The sequence below is a fragment of the Streptomyces sp. NPDC051738 genome (assembly GCF_044453205.1).
GTDB lineage: Bacteria > Actinomycetota > Actinomycetes > Streptomycetales > Streptomycetaceae > Streptomyces.
The window spans coordinates 39,681-60,190 of sequence record NZ_JBITCM010000033.1 but is presented as its reverse complement, the minus strand read 5'-3'; the positions used below and the strand labels follow the sequence as shown (position 1 = coordinate 60,190).

General features: G+C 69.2%; 19 protein-coding genes. 17 read left to right on the top strand and 2 right to left on the bottom strand.

All coding sequences use genetic code 11. The annotated features are described in order from the left end of the window. The first annotated feature begins 45 nt into the window (after positions 1-45). From pdxS to ACIA8X_RS44160, 11 genes are all read left to right on the top strand, one after another. Positions 46-951 (top strand): pyridoxal 5'-phosphate synthase lyase subunit PdxS, encoded by a 906-nt coding sequence (gene pdxS / locus ACIA8X_RS44210; protein ID WP_062925787.1) that lies wholly within the window; start codon positions 46-48, stop codon positions 949-951. A gap of 13 nt (positions 952-964) precedes the next feature. Next, on the top strand, positions 965-1,573 hold the full coding sequence (pdxT, locus tag ACIA8X_RS44205; RefSeq protein WP_393462776.1) for a pyridoxal 5'-phosphate synthase glutaminase subunit PdxT: 609 nt from the start codon (positions 965-967) through the stop codon (positions 1,571-1,573). A 49-nt stretch (positions 1,574-1,622) separates the two neighbouring features. Next, positions 1,623-2,375: a YebC/PmpR family DNA-binding transcriptional regulator gene (locus ACIA8X_RS44200; protein WP_393462777.1), complete on the top strand. Its 753-nt coding sequence runs from the start codon at positions 1,623-1,625 to the stop codon at positions 2,373-2,375. Between the two features lie 165 nt (positions 2,376-2,540). Beyond that, entirely contained in the window at positions 2,541-3,080 is a 540-nt protein-coding gene (gene ruvC / locus ACIA8X_RS44195) for a crossover junction endodeoxyribonuclease RuvC (RefSeq protein ID WP_393462778.1), read from the top strand. Next, on the top strand, positions 3,077-3,682 hold the full coding sequence (gene ruvA / locus ACIA8X_RS44190) for a Holliday junction branch migration protein RuvA (RefSeq protein WP_393462779.1): 606 nt from the start codon (positions 3,077-3,079) through the stop codon (positions 3,680-3,682). Before ruvC ends, ruvA begins: the two co-directional genes overlap by 4 nt. Positions 3,683-3,775: 93 nt before the next feature. Further along, positions 3,776-4,846 carry a Holliday junction branch migration DNA helicase RuvB gene (gene ruvB / locus ACIA8X_RS44185; RefSeq protein WP_393462780.1) on the top strand — a complete coding sequence of 357 codons (1,071 nt, stop codon included), beginning with the start codon at positions 3,776-3,778 and terminating at the stop codon, positions 4,844-4,846. Positions 4,847-5,021: 175 nt separating this feature from the next. After that, complete coding sequence (gene yajC / locus ACIA8X_RS44180) at positions 5,022-5,531, top strand: preprotein translocase subunit YajC (protein ID WP_393462781.1); 510 nt, start codon at positions 5,022-5,024, stop codon at positions 5,529-5,531. A gap of 133 nt (positions 5,532-5,664) precedes the next feature. Continuing rightward, entirely contained in the window at positions 5,665-7,401 is a 1,737-nt protein-coding gene (secD, locus tag ACIA8X_RS44175) for a protein translocase subunit SecD (protein WP_393462124.1), read from the top strand. A gap of 1 nt (position 7,402) precedes the next feature. Further along, positions 7,403-8,527 carry a protein translocase subunit SecF gene (gene secF / locus ACIA8X_RS44170; RefSeq protein ID WP_393462122.1) on the top strand — a complete coding sequence of 375 codons (1,125 nt, stop codon included), beginning with the start codon at positions 7,403-7,405 and terminating at the stop codon, positions 8,525-8,527. Next, complete coding sequence (locus ACIA8X_RS44165) at positions 8,524-9,063, top strand: adenine phosphoribosyltransferase (RefSeq protein WP_393462121.1); 540 nt, start codon at positions 8,524-8,526, stop codon at positions 9,061-9,063. The genes secF and ACIA8X_RS44165 overlap by 4 nt, the downstream gene beginning before the upstream one ends. A gap of 530 nt (positions 9,064-9,593) precedes the next feature. Beyond that, entirely contained in the window at positions 9,594-12,164 is a 2,571-nt protein-coding gene (locus tag ACIA8X_RS44160) for a RelA/SpoT family protein (RefSeq protein WP_393462119.1), read from the top strand. A 76-nt stretch (positions 12,165-12,240) separates the two neighbouring features. On the opposite strand, the gene ACIA8X_RS44155 is transcribed toward ACIA8X_RS44160, so the two are convergent. Together ACIA8X_RS44155 and ACIA8X_RS44150 are read right to left on the bottom strand one after the other, a co-directional pair. Continuing rightward, positions 12,241-13,470, bottom strand: a complete 1,230-nt coding sequence (locus ACIA8X_RS44155; protein ID WP_399460628.1) for a DUF349 domain-containing protein — start codon at positions 13,468-13,470, stop codon at positions 12,241-12,243. A gap of 134 nt (positions 13,471-13,604) precedes the next feature. After that, a complete protein-coding gene (locus tag ACIA8X_RS44150; RefSeq protein WP_393462115.1) occupies positions 13,605-14,450 on the bottom strand; it encodes a peptidylprolyl isomerase in 846 nt (281 codons plus the stop codon). A 180-nt stretch (positions 14,451-14,630) separates the two neighbouring features. On the opposite strand from ACIA8X_RS44150, the gene ACIA8X_RS44145 reads away from it, so the two are divergent. The 6 genes from ACIA8X_RS44145 (at position 14,631) to ACIA8X_RS44120 (ending at position 20,508) form a co-directional block, all read left to right on the top strand. Next, complete coding sequence (locus ACIA8X_RS44145; RefSeq protein ID WP_393462113.1) at positions 14,631-15,341, top strand: MBL fold metallo-hydrolase; 711 nt, start codon at positions 14,631-14,633, stop codon at positions 15,339-15,341. 11 nt (positions 15,342-15,352) lie between these two features. Beyond that, complete coding sequence (gene hisS, locus ACIA8X_RS44140) at positions 15,353-16,615, top strand: histidine--tRNA ligase (RefSeq protein WP_399460627.1); 1,263 nt, start codon at positions 15,353-15,355, stop codon at positions 16,613-16,615. Positions 16,616-16,857: 242 nt separating this feature from the next. After that, positions 16,858-17,514 (top strand): vitamin K epoxide reductase family protein, encoded by a 657-nt coding sequence (locus ACIA8X_RS44135; protein WP_393462109.1) that lies wholly within the window; start codon positions 16,858-16,860, stop codon positions 17,512-17,514. 56 nt (positions 17,515-17,570) lie between these two features. Continuing rightward, positions 17,571-18,926: a replication-associated recombination protein A gene (locus ACIA8X_RS44130; protein ID WP_399460626.1), complete on the top strand. Its 1,356-nt coding sequence runs from the start codon at positions 17,571-17,573 to the stop codon at positions 18,924-18,926. Positions 18,927-19,229: 303 nt separating this feature from the next. Further along, positions 19,230-19,844 carry a 30S ribosomal protein S4 gene (gene rpsD / locus ACIA8X_RS44125; RefSeq protein ID WP_190073919.1) on the top strand — a complete coding sequence of 205 codons (615 nt, stop codon included), beginning with the start codon at positions 19,230-19,232 and terminating at the stop codon, positions 19,842-19,844. Positions 19,845-20,058: 214 nt separating this feature from the next. Then, entirely contained in the window at positions 20,059-20,508 is a 450-nt protein-coding gene (locus tag ACIA8X_RS44120; RefSeq protein ID WP_393462105.1) for a DUF948 domain-containing protein, read from the top strand. Positions 20,509-20,510 lie beyond the last annotated feature (2 nt).

Sequence of the window (20,510 nt, the reverse complement as noted above, 5' to 3'; positions counted from 1 at the left end):
CGGTGCTTGCAGTAGCCCTCTTTTTTTCACCGAGTGAGGTCACCCGTGTCCATCTCCGAAAACCAGGCTCCCGAGACCGGCACCGCCCGCGTGAAGCGCGGCATGGCCGAGCAGCTCAAGGGCGGCGTGATCATGGACGTCGTCACGCCGGAGCAGGCGAAGATCGCCGAGGACGCGGGCGCCGTCGCCGTCATGGCCCTGGAGCGGGTCCCCGCCGACATCCGCAAGGACGGCGGCGTGGCCCGGATGTCCGACCCGGACATGATCGAGGGCATCATCGAGGCCGTCTCCATCCCGGTCATGGCGAAGTCCCGCATCGGCCACTTCGTCGAGGCCCAGGTCCTGCAGTCGCTCGGCGTCGACTACATCGACGAGTCCGAGGTCCTCACCCCGGCCGACGAGGTGAACCACAGCGACAAGTTCGCGTTCACGACCCCGTTCGTCTGTGGCGCCACCAACCTGGGCGAGGCCCTGCGCCGTATTGCCGAGGGTGCTGCGATGATCCGCTCGAAGGGCGAGGCCGGCACCGGCAACGTCGTCGAGGCCGTCCGCCACCTGCGCCAGATCAAGAACGAGATCGCCCGCCTGCGCGGCTACGACAACAACGAGCTGTACGCCGCCGCCAAGGAGCTGCGCGCCCCGTACGAGCTGGTCAAGGAAGTCTCCGAGCTCGGCAAGCTCCCGGTGGTGCTGTTCTCCGCCGGCGGTGTCGCCACCCCGGCCGACGCTGCCCTGATGCGCCAGCTCGGCGCTGAGGGCGTCTTCGTCGGCTCCGGCATCTTCAAGTCCGGCGACCCTGCCAAGCGCGCCGCCGCCATCGTGAAGGCGACCACCTTCTACGACGACCCGAAGATCATCGCGGACGCGTCCCGCAACCTCGGCGAGGCCATGGTCGGCATCAACTGCGACACCCTCCCCGAGGCTGAGCGCTACGCCAACCGCGGCTGGTAAGGCACCGGATCCCATGAGCAACACCCCCGTCATAGGCGTCCTGGCCCTCCAGGGCGACGTACGGGAGCACCTCATCGCCCTGGCCGCGGCAGACGTCGTGGCCAGGCCGGTGCGGCGCCCCGAGGAGCTCGCCGAGGTGGACGGCCTCGTCATCCCCGGCGGCGAGTCCACGACCATCTCGAAGCTGGCCGTCCTCTTCGGCGTGATGGAGCCTCTACGCGCGCGCGTGCAGGGCGGCATGCCCGTCTACGGCACCTGCGCCGGCATGATCATGCTCGCCGACAAGATCCTCGACCCGCGCTCGGGCCAGGAGACGATCGGCGGCATCGACATGATCGTGCGCCGCAACGCCTTCGGGCGTCAGAACGAGTCCTTCGAAGCGGCGGTCGACGTCAAGGGCGTCGAGGGCGATCCTGTAGAGGGCGTTTTCATCCGCGCCCCCTGGGTCGAGTCCGTGGGCGCCGAGGCCGAGGTGCTCGCCGAGCACGAGGGCCATATCGTCGCGGTCCGCCAAGGCAACGCGCTGGCCACGTCGTTCCACCCGGAGCTGACCGGCGACCACCGTGTGCACGCCCTGTTCGTCGACATGGTGCGCGCCAACCGGGCGGCGGAGTCCTTGTAGGATCTCTGGCGTTCGTTGTTTGGATGGGTTACGCGAAGGAGACAGGCAGATGTCCGGCCACTCTAAATGGGCTACGACGAAGCACAAGAAGGCCGTGATTGACGCCAAGCGCGGCAAGCTCTTCGCGAAGCTGATCAAGAACATCGAAGTGGCGGCCCGGATGGGCGGCGTCGACATCGAGGGCAACCCGACCCTCTACGACGCCATCCAGAAGGCCAAGAAGCAGTCGGTCCCGAACAAGAACATCGACTCCGCGGTCAAGCGCGGCGGCGGTCTCGAGGCCGGCGGTGCCGACTACGAGACGATCATGTACGAGGGCTACGGACCGAACGGCGTCGCCGTGCTCATCGAGTGCCTCACGGACAACCGCAACCGCGCCGCCTCCGACGTCCGCGTCGCCATGACCCGCAACGGCGGCAACATGGCCGACCCGGGCTCCGTGTCGTACATGTTCAGCCGCAAGGGCGTCGTCATCGTCCCCAAGGGCGAGCTGGCCGAGGACGACGTCCTGGGTGCCGTCCTGGACGCGGGTGCCGAAGAGGTCAACGACCTCGGCGAGTCCTTCGAGGTCATCAGCGAGGCCACCGACCTGGTCGCGGTCCGCACCGCCCTCCAGGACGCCGGCATCGACTACGACTCCGCCGACTCCAGCTTCGTGCCGTCCGTCCAGGTCGAGCTCGACGAAGAGGGCGCCAAGAAGATCTTCAAGCTGATCGACGCGCTCGAGGACAGCGACGACGTGCAGAACGTCTTCGCCAACTTCGACGTCAGCGACGAGATCATGGAGAAGGTCGACGCGTAGCGCTGCCACGAGCTGAACGGGCTCAACGGGCCGACGGGGTATCCCCGTCGGCCCGTCGCCTTGCCGGGCGTTGGTGACCGGCGTTGTCGGTGGCACCCGATAGCCTGCACAAACTGGGGGTACCGCCCGGCGAAGCTGGGGGAGATCGAGGGGAGGGAGCGCGGGGTGCGCGTACTGGGGGTGGACCCGGGGCTGACCCGATGCGGAGTCGGCGTGGTCGAGGGCGTCGCCGGACGCCCGCTCACCATGCTCGGTGTCGGCGTCGTACGGACGCCCGCGGACGCCGAGTTGGGGCAGCGCCTCGTCGCCGTCGAGCAGGGCATCGAGCAGTGGCTGGACGAGCACCGGCCCGAATTCGTCGCCGTGGAGCGGGTGTTCAGCCAGCACAACGTCCGTACGGTGATGGGCACCGCCCAGGCCAGCGCCGTCGCCATGCTCTGCGCCGCCCGCCGCGGCATCCCCGTCGCCCTGCACACCCCGAGCGAGGTCAAGGCCGCCGTCACCGGCTCCGGGCGCGCCGACAAGGCCCAGGTCGGTGCCATGGTCACCCGGCTGCTGCGGCTCAGCGCCCCGCCCAAGCCGGCCGACGCCGCCGACGCCCTCGCGCTCGCCATCTGCCACATCTGGCGCGCGCCCGCGCAGAACCGACTCCAGCAGGCCGTCGCCCTGCACACAGCCAAAGCATCGAAAGGCCGTACGGCATGATCGCCTTCGTCAGCGGCACAGTGGCCGCACTCGCTCCGGACGCCGCGGTCGTCGAGGTGGGCGGGGTCGGCATGGCCGTCCAGTGCACGCCGAACACGCTGTCCACCCTGCGCCTCGGCAAGCCCGCCAAGCTGCACACCTCGCTGGTGGTCCGTGAGGACTCGCTCACGCTGTACGGCTTCGCGGACGACGACGAGCGGCAGACGTTCGAGCTGCTCCAGACCGCGAGCGGAGTCGGGCCGCGCCTGGCCCAGGCGATGCTGGCGGTGCACTCGCCCGACGCCCTGCGCAGGGCCGTGGCAACCGCGGACGAGAAGGCGCTCACCGCCGTCCCCGGCATCGGCAAGAAGGGCGCCCAGAAGCTGCTCCTGGAGCTGAAGGACCGCCTGGGCGAACCCATCGGCGCGCCCGCCGTCGGTTCCCCGGTCACCCAGGGCTGGCGCGACCAGCTGCACGCCGCCCTGATCGGCCTCGGCTACGCGACCCGCGAGGCCGACGAGGCGGTCGCCGCGGTGACGCCACAGGCGGAGGCCGCCGAGGGCACGCCGCAGGTGGGCCAGCTGCTCAAGGCCGCTCTGCAGACCCTCAACAGAGCGCGCTGACCGAGCGGCGCCCCGGAAGGCCTCAGAGCCCCGCTCAGGGGGACGCCCTGATACTCGTACGACCCACCCGACCGCGACCGCGAGGCACACTCCATGAACTGGGACGACACCACCGACACCCCCGCCGCCGAGCGGCTCGTCGGTGCGTCCGCCGACCGTGAGGACCAGGCCGTCGAGGCCGCGCTGCGCCCGAAGGACCTGGGCGAGTTCATCGGCCAGGAGAAGGTCCGCGAACAGCTCGACCTCGTCCTGCGTGCCGCACGCGCGCGTGGCGCCACCGCCGACCACGTGCTGCTCTCCGGCGCCCCAGGCCTCGGCAAGACGACCCTCTCGATGATCATCGCGGCCGAGATGGGCGCCCCGATCCGCATCACCAGCGGCCCCGCCATCCAGCACGCCGGCGATCTCGCCGCGATCCTCTCCTCCCTCCAGGAGGGTGAGGTCCTCTTCCTCGACGAGATCCACCGCATGTCCCGGCCCGCCGAGGAGATGCTGTACATGGCGATGGAGGACTTCCGCGTCGACGTGATCGTCGGCAAGGGGCCGGGCGCCACCGCCATCCCGCTCGAACTGCCCCCGTTCACCCTGGTCGGCGCCACCACGCGCGCGGGCCTGCTGCCGCCCCCGCTGCGCGACAGGTTCGGCTTCACCGCGCACATGGAGTTCTATGAACCCGCCGAGCTGGAGCGCGTCATCCACCGCTCCGCGAACCTCCTCGACCTCGAGATCGAGGCCGACGGCGCCGCCGAGATCGCCGGCCGCTCGCGCGGCACGCCCCGTATCGCCAACCGCCTCCTGCGCCGCGTCCGTGACTACGCCCAGGTCAAGGCGGACGGGATCATCACGCGTGACATCGCCGGGGCCGCCCTCGCCGTGTACGAGGTCGACGCCCGCGGCCTCGACCGGCTCGACCGCGCCGTACTGGAGGCCCTGCTGAAGCTGTTCGGCGGCGGCCCGGTCGGCCTGTCCACGCTCGCCGTCGCGGTGGGGGAGGAGCGTGAGACCGTGGAGGAGGTCGCCGAACCCTTCCTCGTCCGGGAGGGCCTGCTCGCCCGCACCCCGCGCGGCCGGGTCGCCACCCCGGCGGCATGGGCACATCTCGGCCTCACCCCGCCCCGCTCGTCAGCTGCGGGAAACGGACAACAGGACCTGTTCGGGACGTGAAGGCTCCGTCACGGCGAGCACAGTGGCCGTAGCAGGAACCCCGGTGCCATGCTGAGCGTTGTTCCATGCGCGGGGACTCGCTTAGACTCCGCCGATGCCGCCGTTGTCGGCGGCACACATACCCCCAACCATCAGGCCGCTCACCATCGCGGTCGTGTGAAGGAAGTTCCGACCCGTGAGTCTCGTGACCCTCCTCCCGTTCATCGTGCTCATCGGGGCCATGTTCCTGATGACCCGGTCGGCCAAGAAGAAGCAACAGCAGGCCGCCGACATGCGGAACCAGATGCAGCCCGGATCCGGTGTCCGCACCATCGGGGGCATGTACGCCACCGTCAAGGAGGTCAGCGAGGACACCGTCCTCGTCGACGCCGGCCCCGGTGTGGAACTCCTCTTCGCCAAGAACGCGATCGGTGCCGTCCTCTCCGACGACGAGTACAACCGCATCGTGCACGGCGTCGAGCACGACCTGAAGTCCGACGTCGTCCCGGACGACGCCTCCTCCCTCACCGGGACCGACGAGTCCGCCGCTGCCGCCGACTCCGACGACAAGCCCGTCGACTTCGCCAAGAAGGACGAGAAGGACGAGAAGGACGAGGCCGAGGAGTCCTCCGACGACGCCGTGGCCGCCGAGGCGAAGGCGGACGACGAGCCGAAGAAGACCGACGGCGACTCCGAGGCGAAGTAGCCATGTGCCGGGGCGCGCAGGCCACGCCTGCGCGCCCCCGGGCATGCCGATCTCGCACGGGGATCCCTACACCATGTCATGGCCGCCCGCCCGCTGATCCGGCGCGAGGCGGCCCGAGAGGGAGTACGAGAAGGTGGCAGCACCTAAGAAGGGCCGGAACGCGAGCGCCCAGAGCAAGCCGGGGCGCTCGCTGGCCTTCATCCTGATCGCCATCGCGGCGCTCACCGGAGGCATGTTCGCCTCGGGGCACACCACTCCGCGTCTTGGCATCGACCTCGCCGGCGGCACGAGCATCACGCTCCGTGCGGAAGCCGAGCCCGGCCAGGAATCCGCGATCAACCAGACCAACATGAACACCGCGGTCCAGATCATGGAGCGGCGTGTCAACGGTCTGGGCGTCTCCGAGGCCGAGGTACAGACCCAGGGCGACCGCAACATCATCGTCAACATCCCCAAGGGCACGAACTCCAAGCAGGCCCGGGACCAGGTCGGTACCACCGCCAAGCTCTACTTCCGCCCGGTCCTCGTCACAGAGGTCTCCGGCGACGCCGCGGCCACGCCCTCGCCGAGCGCCTCCAGCAGCGCGTCGGGTGACTCCACCGACAAGGCGACGGACAAGGCGACTCCCTCCGGCTCGACCAGCCCCTCGGCGACCTCCACCACGCAGGGCCGCGCGGTCACCGACGCGCTCAAGGCCGACTCCACGCCGTCCACGAGCGCCTCCCCGTCCGCGAGCAGCAGCCCCACCGGCGACGCCGGCAGCAGCAAGCTCGAAGCGCAGTACACCGCGTTGAACTGCACGAACAAGGCGGCCCGTGCCAAGGCCGGTGACGGCGCCAAGCCCACCGAGTCCACCGTCGCCTGCGGCCAGAACTCGTCCGGCCAGTGGCAGAAGTACATCCTCGGCCCCGCCGAGGTCGACGGCACCGATGTCGACAAGGCCCAGGCGGTCTTCAACACGCAGACCGGCGCCGGCTGGACCGTGACCATGGAATTCACGTCCGAGGGTCGCAAGAAGTTCGGCGACGTCACCGGCAAGCTGGCCCAGAACCAGCCGCCGCAGAACCAGTTCGCCATCGTCCTGGACAACGACGTCGTCTCCGACCCGTCCGTCAACGAGGCCCTGACCGGCGGCAACGCCGAGATCTCCGGCAACTTCACCCAGGAGTCGGCGCAGAGCCTCGCCAACATGCTGTCGTACGGCGCCCTGCCGCTGTCCTTCAGCGAGGACAGCGTCACCACGGTGACCGCCGCGCTCGGCGGCGAGCAGCTCAAGGCCGGTCTGATCGCCGGTGCGATCGGTCTCGCCCTGGTCGTCATCTACCTGCTGGTCTACTACCGCGGTCTGTCGATGGTCGCGCTCCTCTCGCTGCTGGTCTCCGCGGCCCTTACGTACACGATCATGTCGGTGCTCGGCCCGACCATCGGCTTCGCGCTGAACCTGCCGGCCGTCTGCGGTGCCATCGTCGCCATCGGCATCACAGCGGACTCGTTCATCGTGTACTTCGAACGTGTCCGCGACGAGATCCGCGAGGGCCGCTCCCTGCGCCCCGCCGTGGAGCGGGCCTGGCCGCGCGCCCGGCGCACCATCCTGGTCTCCGACTTCGTGTCGTTCCTCGCCGCCGCCGTGCTGTTCATCGTCACCGTCGGCAAGGTCCAGGGCTTCGCGTTCACGCTCGGCCTGACCACCCTGCTCGACGTGGTCGTCGTGTTCCTGTTCACCAAGCCGCTGCTGACGCTCCTGGCCCGCACCAAGTTCTTCGGAAGCGGCCACAAGTGGTCCGGCCTCGATCCCAAGCGACTGGGTGCCAGGCCGCCGCTGCGCCGCACCCGCCGCCCCTCCGCCCCCATCGAGACGAAGGAGGCGTGAGATGTCGAAGCTCGGCAACCTCGGCGCCCGACTGCACCGTGGCGAGGTCGGCTACGACTTCGTCGGCAACCGCAAGATCTGGTATGGCATCTCCATCCTGATCACCATCACGGCCATCGTCGGCCTGGCGGTGCGCGGTCTGAACATGGGCATCGAGTTCCAGGGCGGAGCGGTCTTCAACACCCCGAAGACCAGCGTCTCGGTGGCCCAGGCGCAGGAGTACGCGGAAGAGGCGTCCGGCCACGACGCGATCGTCCAGAAGCTCGGCACCGGCGACAACGCCAAGCTGCGCATCCAGGTCTCGGGTATCGACACGGCCAAGGCCGACAAGGTCTCGGCCGAGCTGGCCGAGAAGCTGGGCGTCGCGGAGAGCGACGTCACCGGTGAGCTGGTCGGCCCCAGCTGGGGTGAGCAGATCGCCAACAAGGCCTGGCAGGGCCTCGCCATCTTCCTGGTCCTCGTGGTGATCTATCTGGCGATCGCCTTCGAGTGGCGCATGGCCCTCGCCGCGTTCGTCGCCCTGATCCACGACATCACCATCACCGTCGGTATCTACGCGCTGGTCGGCTTCGAGGTCACGCCAGGCACGGTGATCGGTCTGTTGACGATCCTCGGTTACTCGCTCTACGACACGGTCGTCGTCTTCGACAGCCTCAAGGAGCAGACGAAGGACATCACCAAGCAGACCCGCTGGACCTACAGCGACGTCGCCAACCGTTCGATCAACAGCACCCTGGTCCGTTCCATCAACACCACGGTGGTCGCTCTGCTGCCGGTGGCGGGCCTGCTGTTCATCGGTGGCGGTTTCCTCGGCGCCGGCATGCTCAACGACATCTCGCTGTCGCTGTTCGTCGGCCTCGCGGCCGGCGCGTACTCCTCGATCTTCATCGCCACGCCGCTCGTCGCCGACCTCAAGGAGCTCGAGCCGCAGATGAAGGCCCTGCGGAAGCGCGTGCTCGCCAAGCGCGCCCAGGCCGCCGCTCAGGTCGAGTCCTCGGAGGTCCCGGACGGCGACGAGGCGCTCGGCGACGAGCCGGAGGACGCCGCCCCCGCGGTCGTCGGCCCGCGCAACCAGCCCGCGTCCCGTGGCCGGGGCCGTGGCCGACCCTCCGGGAAGCGCCGATGACCGACATCAAGGAACTCCTGCTGAGCCGTATCCGCGACGTCGCGGACTACCCGGAGCCGGGCGTGATGTTCAAGGACATCACCCCGCTCCTGGCGGACCCGGCGGCGTTCACGGCGCTCACCGACGCGCTGGCCGAGATCGCCGGTAACACCGGCGCCACGAAGATCGTCGGCCTGGAGGCCCGGGGCTTCATCCTCGGAGCGCCGGTCGCGGTCCGCGCGGGCATCGGCTTCATCCCCGTACGCAAGGCGGGCAAGCTCCCAGGGGCGACGCTCAGCCAGGCGTACGACCTGGAGTACGGCTCCGCCGAAATCGAGGTGCACGCCGAGGACCTCAGCGTCGGCGACCGCGTCCTGGTCATCGACGACGTCCTGGCGACGGGCGGCACCGCGGAGGCCTCGATCCAGCTGATCCGCAGGGCCGGCGCCGAGGTGGCCGGCCTGGCCGTCCTGATGGAACTCGGCTTCCTCGCCGGCCGGGCCCGCCTGGAGCCGGCCCTGGACGGAGCCCCGCTGGAGTCGCTGCTCACCGTCTGAGCCCGGCCGCTCCGCGCGAATCCCGCATCCCGCGCAGGGCAGCCCCACCGCAGCACCCGATGCCGCGCACCTGCACGTCAGGCGCGCGGCATCGCTGCGTCAGAGGGTCGGCATCGGTGCATCAGGGGGTCGGCTCGGTGCGTCAGGAGGGCGCAAGGCGGCGAGACGCATGGTTCCACCGGGCGACAAGGGCGCCCAGCTGCCCACACACATGCGCCCGGCGCGCTCCCTCCCCGGACACATGCCTCGCGCGCCCCCAAAAAGTTCCGGCCACCCCGAGGCACCACATCCCACCCCGCTCCCAGCCCGTACATGAGAGCCGTACGCCAGCCCGATGACAGCCACAGGAAACGCTCAGGCCACCCTCAGGACACGGCAATCACGGCACAGCGGAATCCCGCTGCAGCCCCTTGCGTTTCTCCGGTAGACGGCCCTCACATCGGCCTGAAGGCGATCCTGCGGCGCAGGATCGCTACCATGGGGTCTCCGGAACCTGACCGGGGGACCCGGATCGCGCACGAGGAGCCCTCTTGCCAGACGAGGCCCAGCACCTGACCGCCGCCAAGCCCGAGTCCGCCTCGGCAGCCTCGGCGAAGCCCGCGCCGAACGCGTCGCACGCGAAGAACGACCCGCGCGGGACGGTCGAGCATGCCCAGTCCGCGCCCGTCGACAAGCCGGCCGAGCAGACGCGACCCAAGCCTTCCCCCACTCTCGACTCCGCTCGAGCGGAGGGACCCCCATCGCCGGAACGCCCCGTGAACCAGCCCGCGGCGCGCCCGTCCGCCGGTCAGCCCGCCCGCTCAGGCTCCTCCAACCGCGTCCGCGCCCGCCTCGCCCGTCTCGGCGTCCAGCGCTCCAACCCGTACAACCCGGTGCTGGAGCCGTTGCTGCGCATAGTCCGCAGCAACGACCCGAAGATCGAGACCGCCACGCTCCGCCAGATCGAGAAGGCCTACCAGGTCGCCGAGCGCTGGCACCGTGGCCAGAAGCGCAAGAGCGGCGACCCGTACATCACACACCCGCTCGCGGTGACCACGATCCTCGCCGAGCTGGGTATGGATCCGGCCACCCTGATGGCGGGCCTGCTGCACGACACCGTCGAGGACACCGAGTACGGCCTCGACCAGCTGCGCCGTGACTTCGGCGACTCGGTCGCCCTGCTCGTGGACGGCGTCACCAAGCTGGACAAGGTCAAGTTCGGCGAGGCGGCGCAGGCCGAGACCGTGCGCAAGATGGTCGTAGCCATGGCCAAGGACCCCCGCGTCCTGGTCATCAAGCTCGCCGACCGCCTGCACAACATGCGCACCATGCGCTATCTCAAGCGCGAGAAGCAGGAGAAGAAGGCGCGCGAGACGCTCGAGATCTACGCGCCGCTCGCCCATCGCCTCGGCATGAACACCATCAAGTGGGAGCTGGAGGACCTCGCCTTCGCGATCCTCTACCCCAAGATGTACGACGAGATCGTACGGCTGGTGGCCGAGAGGGCGCCGAAGCGTGACGAGTACCTGGCCATAGTGACCGACGAGGTCCAGCAGGACCTGCGCGCCGCCCGCATCAAGGCGACCGTCACCGGCCGCCCCAAGCACTACTACAGCGTCTACCAGAAGATGATCGTCCGAGGTCGCGACTTCGCGGAGATCTACGACCTGGTGGGTATTCGTGTCCTTGTCGACACGGTCCGCGACTGTTACGCCGCCCTCGGCACCGTGCACGCGCGATGGAACCCGGTCCCCGGCCGGTTCAAGGACTACATCGCGATGCCCAAGTTCAACATGTACCAGTCGCTGCACACGACGGTCATCGGTCCCAACGGCAAGCCGGTCGAACTCCAGATCCGTACGTTCGACATGCACCGCCGCGCCGAGTACGGCATCGCCGCGCACTGGAAGTACAAGCAGGAGGCCGTCGCCGGCGCCTCCAAGGTGCGTTCGGACGCGCCGAAGAGCACCGGCAAGGACGACCACCTCAACGACATGGCGTGGCTGCGCCAGCTTCTCGACTGGCAGAAGGAGACCGAGGACCCCGGCGAGTTCCTGGAGTCCCTGCGCTTCGACCTCTCCCGCAACGAGGTCTTCGTCTTCACGCCCAAGGGCGACGTCATAGCACTGCCGGCCGGCGCCACACCCGTGGACTTCTCGTACGCGGTGCACACCGAGGTGGGCCACCGCACCATAGGAGCCCGCGTCAACGGACGCCTCGTACCGCTGGAATCGACCCTGGACAACGGTGACCTGGTGGAGGTCTTCACGTCCAAGGCGTCCGGAGCCGGACCGTCCCGGGACTGGCTGAACTTCGTGAAGTCGCCGCGCGCCCGCAACAAGATCCGGGCCTGGTTCTCCAAGGAGCGCCGCGACGAGGCGATCGAGCAGGGCAAGGACGCCATCGTCCGTGCCATGCGCAAGCAGAACCTGCCGATCCAGCGCATCCTCACCGGCGACTCGCTGGTCACGCTCGCGCACGAGATGCGCTACCCGGACATCTCCGCGCTGTACGCGGCGATCGGCGAGGGACACGTCTCCGCTCAGAGCGTCGTACAGAAGCTCGTCTCCGCGCTCGGCGGCGAGGAGGCCGCCACCGAGGAGATCGACGAGGCGGTCCCGCCGACCCGCACCCGCGGCCGCAAGCGCCGCTCCAGCGCGGACCCGGGCGTCATCGTCAAGGGCGTCGAGGATGTGTGGGTCAAGCTGGCCCGCTGTTGTACGCCGGTACCGGGCGACCCGATCATCGGCTTCGTCACGCGCGGTAGTGGCGTATCGGTTCACCGCAGCGACTGCGTGAACGTGGAGTCACTGTCCCGCGAGCCCGAGCGCATCCTCGAAGTCGAGTGGGCGCCCACCCAGTCCTCGGTCTTCCTGGTCGCCATCCAGGTCGAGGCCCTCGACCGCTCCCGGCTGCTGTCGGACGTCACCCGCGTCCTGTCCGACCAGCACGTCAACATCCTCTCCGCGGCCGTCCAGACCTCCCGCGACCGCGTCGCCACCTCCCGCTTCACCTTCGAGATGGGCGACCCGAAGCACCTCGGGCACGTCCTGAAGGCCGTCAGGGGCGTCGAGGGCGTCTACGACGTGTACCGGGTGACGTCGGCGCGCAGCCGGTCGTAGAACAGCCGGAACAGCCGTACGGCATACGAGAAGGGCCCCGTACCGCTCGGTACGGGGCCCTTCTCGTATGCCGGCGTCAGCCGCCGAACTCCTGAAGACCCTTCAGGGCCTGGTCCAGCAGCGCCTTGCGGCCCTCCAGCTCACGCTCCAGCTTGTCGGCCTTGGCGTTGTTGCCCTGGGCGCGCGCCTGCTCGATCTGGCCCGTCAGCTTGTCCACGGCGGCCTGGAGCTGACCGGTCAGCCCCTCGGCACGCGCGCGTGCCTCCGGGTTGGTGCGGCGCCACTCGGACTCCTCGGCCTCCTGGATGGCCCGCTCGACGGCGTGCATCCGGCCCTCGACCTTCGGGCGGGCGTCGCGCGGCACATGGCCGATGGCCTCCCAGCGCTCGTTGATCGAGCGGAAGGCGGCACGCGCGCCCTTCAGGTCGCCGATCGGCAGGAGCTTCTCGGCCTCCTCGGCCAGCCCCTCCTTCAGCTTCAGGTTCTCGCCCTGCTCGGCGTCCCGCTCGGCGAAGACCGAGCTGCGGGCGGCGAAGAAGATGTCCTGGGCGCCGCGGAAGCGGTTCCACAGGTCATCCTCGTGCTCACGCTGGGCGCGGCCGGCGGCCTTCCACTCCGCCATCAGCTCGCGGTAGCGGGCCGCAGTCGGGCCCCAGTCGGTCGAACCGGACAGCGACTCGGCGTCGGCGACCAGCCGCTCCTTGGTCTTGCGGGCCTCCTCGCGCTGCGCGTCCAGCTGCGCGAAGTGCGCCTTGCGGCGCTTGGAGAACGCCGACCGGGCGTGCGAGAAGCGGTGCCACAGTTCGTCGTCCGACTTGCGGTCCAGCCGCGGCAGGCCCTTCCAGGTGTCCACCAGGGCCCGCAGCCGCTCACCGGCGGCCCGCCACTGGTCGGACCGGGCCAGCTCCTCCGCCTCGGTGACCAGCGCCTCCTTGGCGTGCCGGGCCTCGTCGGACTGCTTCGCCCGCTGCTGCTTGCGCTCCTCGCGGCGCTTGCCGACGGTTTCGACCAGCTTGTCCAGGCGGGTCCGCAGGGCGTCCAGGTCACCGACCGCGTGGTGGGCGTCGACCTGCTCACGGATGTGGTCGATCGCGGTCTGCGCGTCCTTCGCCGACAGGTCGGTGGTCTTCACTCGCTTCTCGAGGAGGCCGATTTCGACGACCAGGCCCTCGTACTTGCGCTCGAAGTAGGCCAACGCCTCCTCAGGGGAGCCGGCCTGCCAGGAACCGACGACCTGCTCGCCGTCGGCCGTACGCACGTACACGGTCCCCGTCTCGTCGACGCGGCCCCACGGGTCGCTGCTCACAGCGCCTCCTCCACATGATGCCTGCGTGGGGCTGTGTTCCCCCGGGCATCGTCCACAGTTTCGTCACGGCCAACATAGGCGACCGGCGGGTTGCCTGTCCGCATCCCGCGCGACCGAAATTTCCCAGCTGGAGGTCAGGATTTCGTGACCGTCGCCTTGTTGATGACGACCGTCGCGTTGGGGGCGGTGTTCCCTGTCGTGGGATCGGCGGGCTGGGCTCCGGCCGCCGCGATCTTCTTCAGGACCTTCATGCCCGCCTCGGACACAGTGCCGAACGGTGTGTAGTCGGGCGGCAGCTGACTGTCCTGGTAGACGAGGAAGAACTGACTGCCCCCGCTGTCGCGCCCCTCCTTCGTCTGGGCGTTGTACTGGTTGGCCATCGCGACCGTGCCCGCCGGGTACACATTGTCCTTGAGGCTCGTGTCCTTGAGGTTCTCGTCGGGAATCGTGTACCCGGGGCCGCCCATGCCGGTGCCCTGCGGATCGCCGCACTGCAGCACGTAGATGCTGCTGTCGACAAGCCGGTGGCACTTGCTGTGGTCGAAGAAGCCCTTGCCGGCGAGGAAGGCGAACGAGTTCACGGTGTGCGGCGCGGCCGAAGCCTTGAGCGCGATGTCTATGTCACCGCACGTCGTCGCGAGCTTCATCGCGTACTTCGCCGACTTGTCGATGGTCAGCTCCGGCTCCTTCTTCCAGGTCGCCGTCTTGACCTTGCCCGCGGCGGGCTTCTCGCACGGGTCGGGGGCCTTGCTCGTCGCGCTCGGCGTGACCTCCGCGTTCGCGTTGCTCTTGCTGTCGTCGTCGCCCTTGAGGACGCCGGTCGTGTACAGCGCGAGGCTGCCGATGATGACCACCGCGAGCGCCGACGCGATCGCCGCGTTGCGCGTGCGCGTCTTGCGCCGGGCGACCGTACGTCGCTGCTGCTGCCGCAAGAACTTCTCCCGGGCGAGCTGACGCCGCCGCTGCTCCTGGCTGACCACCGGGTTCTCTCCTCATGCGTCGTGTGTGTCGACCGCCACGCGTGCGTTCATTGAGCCGATCGCCTGCGTGTGCCCCGTACCGTATATGGGTTCGCTGAGGGATCGGCAGCGCCGGTAGGCTCTGACGTCAGGCGGAGCCCGCCGACAAATCACCTGTGTCGACACAAACGAAGGACGATCGTGCTCATTGCCGGGTTCCCCGCCGGGGCCTGGGGGACGAACTGTTATCTCGTCGCCCCCGCCGCCGGCGAGGAGTGCGTGATCATCGACCCGGGCCACGAAGCGGCCCCCGGAGTCGAGGAAGCGCTGAAGAAGCATCGGCTCAAGCCCGTCGCCGTCGTCCTCACCCACGGCCACCTCGACCACGTGGCCTCGGTCGTCCCCGTCTGCGGCGCGCACGACGTACCGGCCTGGATCCACCCCGAGGACCGGTACATGATGAGCGACCCCGAGAAGGCGCTCGGCCGCTCCATCGGCATGCAGCTGATGGGCGAGCTGACCATCGGGGAGCCGGACGACGTCAAGGAGCTGACCGACGGCGCCAAGCTGGAACTGGCCGGCCTGGAGCTGACCGTCGCGCACGCGCCGGGCCATACCAAGGGGTCGGTGACCTTCGGCATGCCCGAGGCGGCGGACATCCCGCCGATCCTCTTCTCGGGCGACCTGCTGTTCGCCGGCTCCATCGGACGCACCGACCTGCCCGGCGGTGACATGGCCGAGATCCTCGACTCGCTGGCCCGCGTGTGCCTGCCGCTCGACGACTCGACCGTGGTGCTGTCCGGCCACGGCCCCCAGACGACCATCGGCCAGGAGCGCGCCACCAACCCGTACTTGCGGCAGGTGGCCGCCGGCCCGGGAGCGAATGTCGACGCTCCCCGACGAGGAATGTGACGAGACCTTCCGTGAGCACCTTTCAGGCCCCCAAGGGCACCTACGACCTGATCCCGCCGGAGTCCGCCAAGTACCTGGCGGTCCGTGAGGCGATCGCGGCCCCGCTGCGCAACTCCGGGTACGGCTACATCGAGACGCCCGGCTTCGAGAGCGTCGAGCTGTTCGCACGCGGCGTGGGCGAGTCCACCGACATCGTGACCAAGGAGATGTACGCCTTCGAGACCAAGGGCGGCGACAAGCTCGCCCTGCGCCCCGAGGGCACGGCCTCGGTCCTGCGCGCGGCCCTGGAGGCCAACCTGCACAAGGCGGGCAACCTCCCGGTCAAGCTCTGGTACTCGGGCTCCTACTACCGCTACGAGCGCCCCCAGAAGGGCCGTTACAGGCACTTCTCTCAGGTGGGCGCGGAGGCGATCGGCGCCGAGGACCCGGCGCTGGACGCCGAGTTGATCATCCTGGCCGACCAGGCGTACCGCTCGCTCGGCCTGAGCGACTTCCGGATCCTGCTCAACAGCCTGGGCGACAAGGAGTGCCGCCCGGTCTACCGAGCGGCCCTGCAGGACTTCCTGCGCGCCCTGGACCTGGACGAGGACACCCGTCGCCGCGTCGACATCAACCCGCTGCGGGTGCTGGACGACAAGCGCGAGTCGGTCCAGAAGCAGCTCACCGGCGCCCCGCTCCTGCGTGACTACCTCTGCGACGCCTGCAAGGCGTACCACGAGGAGGTCCGCGAACTGATCACGGCGGCGGGCGTCTCCTTCGAGGACGACCCGAGGCTGGTGCGCGGCCTGGACTACTACACGCGTACGACCTTCGAGTTCGTCCACGACGGTCTGGGTTCCCAGTCCGCGGTGGGCGGCGGCGGCCGCTACGACGGGCTGTCCGAGATGATCGGCGGCCCCGCGCTGCCGTCCGTCGGCTGGGCACTCGGCGTCGACCGCACGGTGCTCGCCCTGGAGGCCGAGGGCGTGGAGCTCCAACTCCCGTCGTCCACCAGCGTGTTCGCGGTGCCGCTCGGCGAGGAGGCCCGAAGGGTGCTGTTCGCCAAGGTCACCGAGTTGCGCAAGGTCGGCATCGCGGCGGACTTCTCCTACGGTGCCAAGGGCCTCAAGGGCGCCATGAAGAGCGCCAACCGCAGCGGCGCCCGCTACACGATCGTGGCCGGTGAACGCGACCTCGCCGAGGGCGTCGTACAGCTCAAGGACATGGAGTCCGGCGAGCAGTCGGCCGTCGGCGTCAACGAGATCGTGGCGGAGCTGGAAGCCCGGCTGGGTTGATTTCCGGAGCCCGGACTTCCGGAGCCCGGACTTCCGGAGCGTTGATTTCCGAGCGTTGATTTCTAGGGGCGGGGACCGCGTGGTCCCCGCCCCTATCCCGTCTCGTCGGTGTCCTGAACCGAACGCCTTTGCACAGTCGCGGGCCTTTGCTTATGTCCCGTGAACGGCGGGCACGCGTGCGTGTACGGCACAATGTGCCGTGCCCGGAGAAGGTCCAACTCTCAAGTGACGGAATCGGCGTGATGAGCAAGACGACAGTCAAAGACGTCTCCACCGAGCCCGAGCCGGAGCGTGCCGAGACGGCGCCGCAGTCGGTGGGCGGCAGCCGTGCCTTCGCCCTGATGCTGGTGATCACCGGCGCTGCGGGACTGCTTGCCGCTTGGGTCATCACGATCGACAAGTTCAAGCTGCTCGAGGCCAAGGTCGAGGGCAAGACGTTCACGCCGGGCTGCAGCCTGAACCCCATCGTCTCGTGCGGCAGCGTCATGGAGAGCAAGCAGGCCGCCGCCTTCGGGTTCCCCAACCCGATGCTCGGCCTCGTCGCCTACGGCATCGTCATCTGCGTCGGTATGAGCCTGCTCGGCCGCGCCCGCTTCCCGCGCTGGTACTGGCTGACCTTCAACGCCGGCACCCTCTTCGGCGTGGGCTTCTGCGCCTGGCTGATGTTCCAGTCGCTGTACCGGATCAACGCGCTGTGCCTGTGGTGCTCGCTGGCCTGGGTCGCGACGATCATCATGTTCTGGTATGTGACGTCGTTCAACATCCGCAACGGCTTCCTGCCCGCCCCGAACTGGCTGAAGAGCTTCTTCGGCGAGTTCACCTGGGTCCTGCCCGTGCTGCACATCGGCATCATCGGCATGCTGATCCTGACCCGCTGGTGGGACTTCTGGACCGGCTGAGCCCGGCATCCAGGGGCCCGGCGGGATTGTCAGTGCGGTGATTTAGGGTTTCCAGCGTGGAGCCCGACCTGTTCACAGCCGCCGCAGAAGAACGCCAGGAGAAAGACCCCGCGGGGAGTCCCCTGGCGGTGCGCATGCGCCCGCGCACCCTGGACGAGGTGGTGGGCCAGCAGCATCTGCTGAAACCGGGCTCACCGCTGCGCAGGCTCGTCGGCGAGTCCGGTGGCGGCCCCGCCGGACCGTCCTCGGTGATCCTGTGGGGCCCGCCCGGCACCGGCAAGACCACTCTGGCGTACGTCGTCTCCAAGGCCACCAACAAGCGCTTCGTCGAGCTGTCCGCCATCACCGCCGGGGTCAAGGAGGTCCGCGCGGTCATCGAGGGCGCCCGCCGCGCCACCGGCGGCTACGGCAAGGAGACCGTCCTCTTCCTCGACGAGATCCACCGCTTCAGCAAGGCCCAGCAGGACTCCCTCCTCCCGGCCGTCGAGAACCGCTGGGTGACCCTGATCGCGGCGACCACCGAGAACCCGTACTTCTCGGTCATCTCCCCCCTGCTCTCCCGCTCCCTCCTGCTCACCCTCGAACCCCTCACCGACGACGACCTGCGCGGCCTGCTCACGCGCGCACTCACCGACGAACGGGGCCTCAAGAGCGCCGTCACCCTCCCGGAGGACACCGAGGCCCACCTGCTGCGCATCGCCGGCGGTGACGCCCGCCGTGCTCTGACCGCCCTGGAGGCCGCCGCAGGGGCCGCGCTCGACAAGGGCGAGACGGAGATCGGTCTCCAGACGCTGGAGGAGACGGTCGACCGGGCCGCAGTGAAGTACGACCGCGACGGCGACCAGCACTACGACGTCGCCAGCGCCCTCATCAAGTCCATCCGCGGCTCCGATGTCGACGCCGCCCTGCACTACCTGGCCCGGATGATCGAGGCCGGTGAGGACCCCCGCTTCATCGCCCGCCGCCTGATGATCTCCGCCAGCGAGGACATCGGCCTCGCCGACCCGAACGCCCTGCCGATCGCGGTCGCCGCCGCCCAGGCCGTCGCCATGATCGGCTTCCCCGAGGCCGCCCTCACCCTCAGCCACGCCACGATCGCCCTCGCCCTGGCCCCCAAGTCCAACGCCGCCACCACCGCGATCGGCGCCGCCCTGGAGGACGTACGCAAGGGACTGGCCGGCCCCGTCCCGCCCCACCTGCGCGACGGGCACTACAAGGGCGCCGCCAAGCTCGGGCACGCACAGGGGTACGTGTATCCGCACGACCTGTCCGAGGGCATCGCCGCCCAGCAGTACGCACCGGACGCCCTCAAGGACCGCGAGTACTACAGCCCGACCCGGCACGGCGCGGAGGCGCGGTACGCGGACGCCGTGGAGTGGACCAGAAAGAACCTCGGTCGCAAGCGCTCCTGAGCAGCCTGTAGACTCGCTCGCAGTGCTGAGTCCCGTGTCCGGCTCCGGTCGGCGCCTCAGGCGGGACAACCAGCCGGATCTGTTGATCCAGGAGCGTCGCGCACCGTTGTAGGTGTCGCGGGCAGCCCACCACCACCCGGAGTTCCGGGACCCGGTCGGTGGGCCGTTCGTGTGCTGCACGTATGTGCCCAGACCAGGGGAGCGGCTACCGGACAAGTCCCTCGTGGACCTGTCGGGATTCCCCGGCTGCGGATGCGACCTCCCGTAACCCCTGAGGCAGCCGAAACAGGAAAAGGAAAAGAAGTGGCGAACCAGTCCCGCCCCAAGGTCAAGAAGTCGCGTGCCCTCGGCATCGCGCTGACCCCGAAGGCCGTCAAGTACTTCGAGGCCCGTCCCTACCCGCCGGGTGAGCACGGTCGTGGCCGCAAGCAGAACTCGGACTACAAGGTCCGTCTGCTGGAGAAGCAGCGTCTGCGCGCGCAGTACGACGTGTCCGAGCGTCAGCTCGTTCGCGCCTACGAGCGTGCCTCCAAGGTTCAGGGCAAGACCGGTGAGGCCCTGATCATCGAGCTCGAGCGTCGTCTCGACGCCCTGGTCCTGCGTTCGGGCATCGCCCGCACCATCTACCAGGCCCGTCAGATGGTCGTGCACGGCCACATCGAGGTCAACGGTGGCAAGGTCGACAAGCCGTCGTTCCGCGTCCGTCCCGACGACGTCGTGATGGTCCGCGAGCGCAGCCGCGAGAAGACCCTCTTCTCCATCGCCCGCGAGGGCGGCTTCGCCCCCGACGGTGAGACCCCGCGCTACCTCCAGGTGAACCTCAAGGCCCTGGCGTTCCGCCTGGACCGTGAGCCGAACCGCAAGGAGATCCCGGTGATCTGCGACGAGCAGCTCGTCGTCGAGTACTACGCCCGTTGATCCTTCAGCGGTCGTAGGACTTCTGCGCCTGAGCCCGCCGTTCTCCCCGCCCTTCCGGGTGGGGGAGCGGCGGGCTTTCGCTTGGCCGCGACAACTCGGCTCCGTACGCGTGCTAATCCGGTGCGGAGCGGCATCCCCGGCGCGATAGGCTCGGTGCACGACTTTTTCGATGTAGACCGATGTAGAGGCACGTTTCAGGGAGCGGGTGCACACAGTGTCCGGTGGAGAGGTTGCCGGGATCCTGGTGGCGGTCTTCTGGGCGATCCTGGTCTCCTTCCTCGCCGTCGCGCTGGCGAGGCTGGCCCAGACGCTCAAGGCGACCACCAAGCTTGTCGCGGACGTGACCGACCAGGCCGTCCCGCTCCTGGCAGAGGCCTCCACGGCGGTGCGCTCCGCGCAGACCCAGATCGACCGGGTCGACGCGATCGCCTCCGACGTCCAGGAGGTCACCTCGAACGCCTCCGCCCTGTCGACCACCGTCGCCTCCACCTTCGGCGGCCCCTTGGTCAAGGTCGCGGCCTTCGGCTACGGCGTGCGCCGGGCCCTCGGCGGTGGCCGCAAGGAGGACGTGCCCGCCAAGGAGTCCCGGCGTACCGTGATCGTGGGCCGCACGGTCCCGGCCGCGCGACGGGACAAGCGAAACCTCCGCGGAAAGAGGGACTGAGA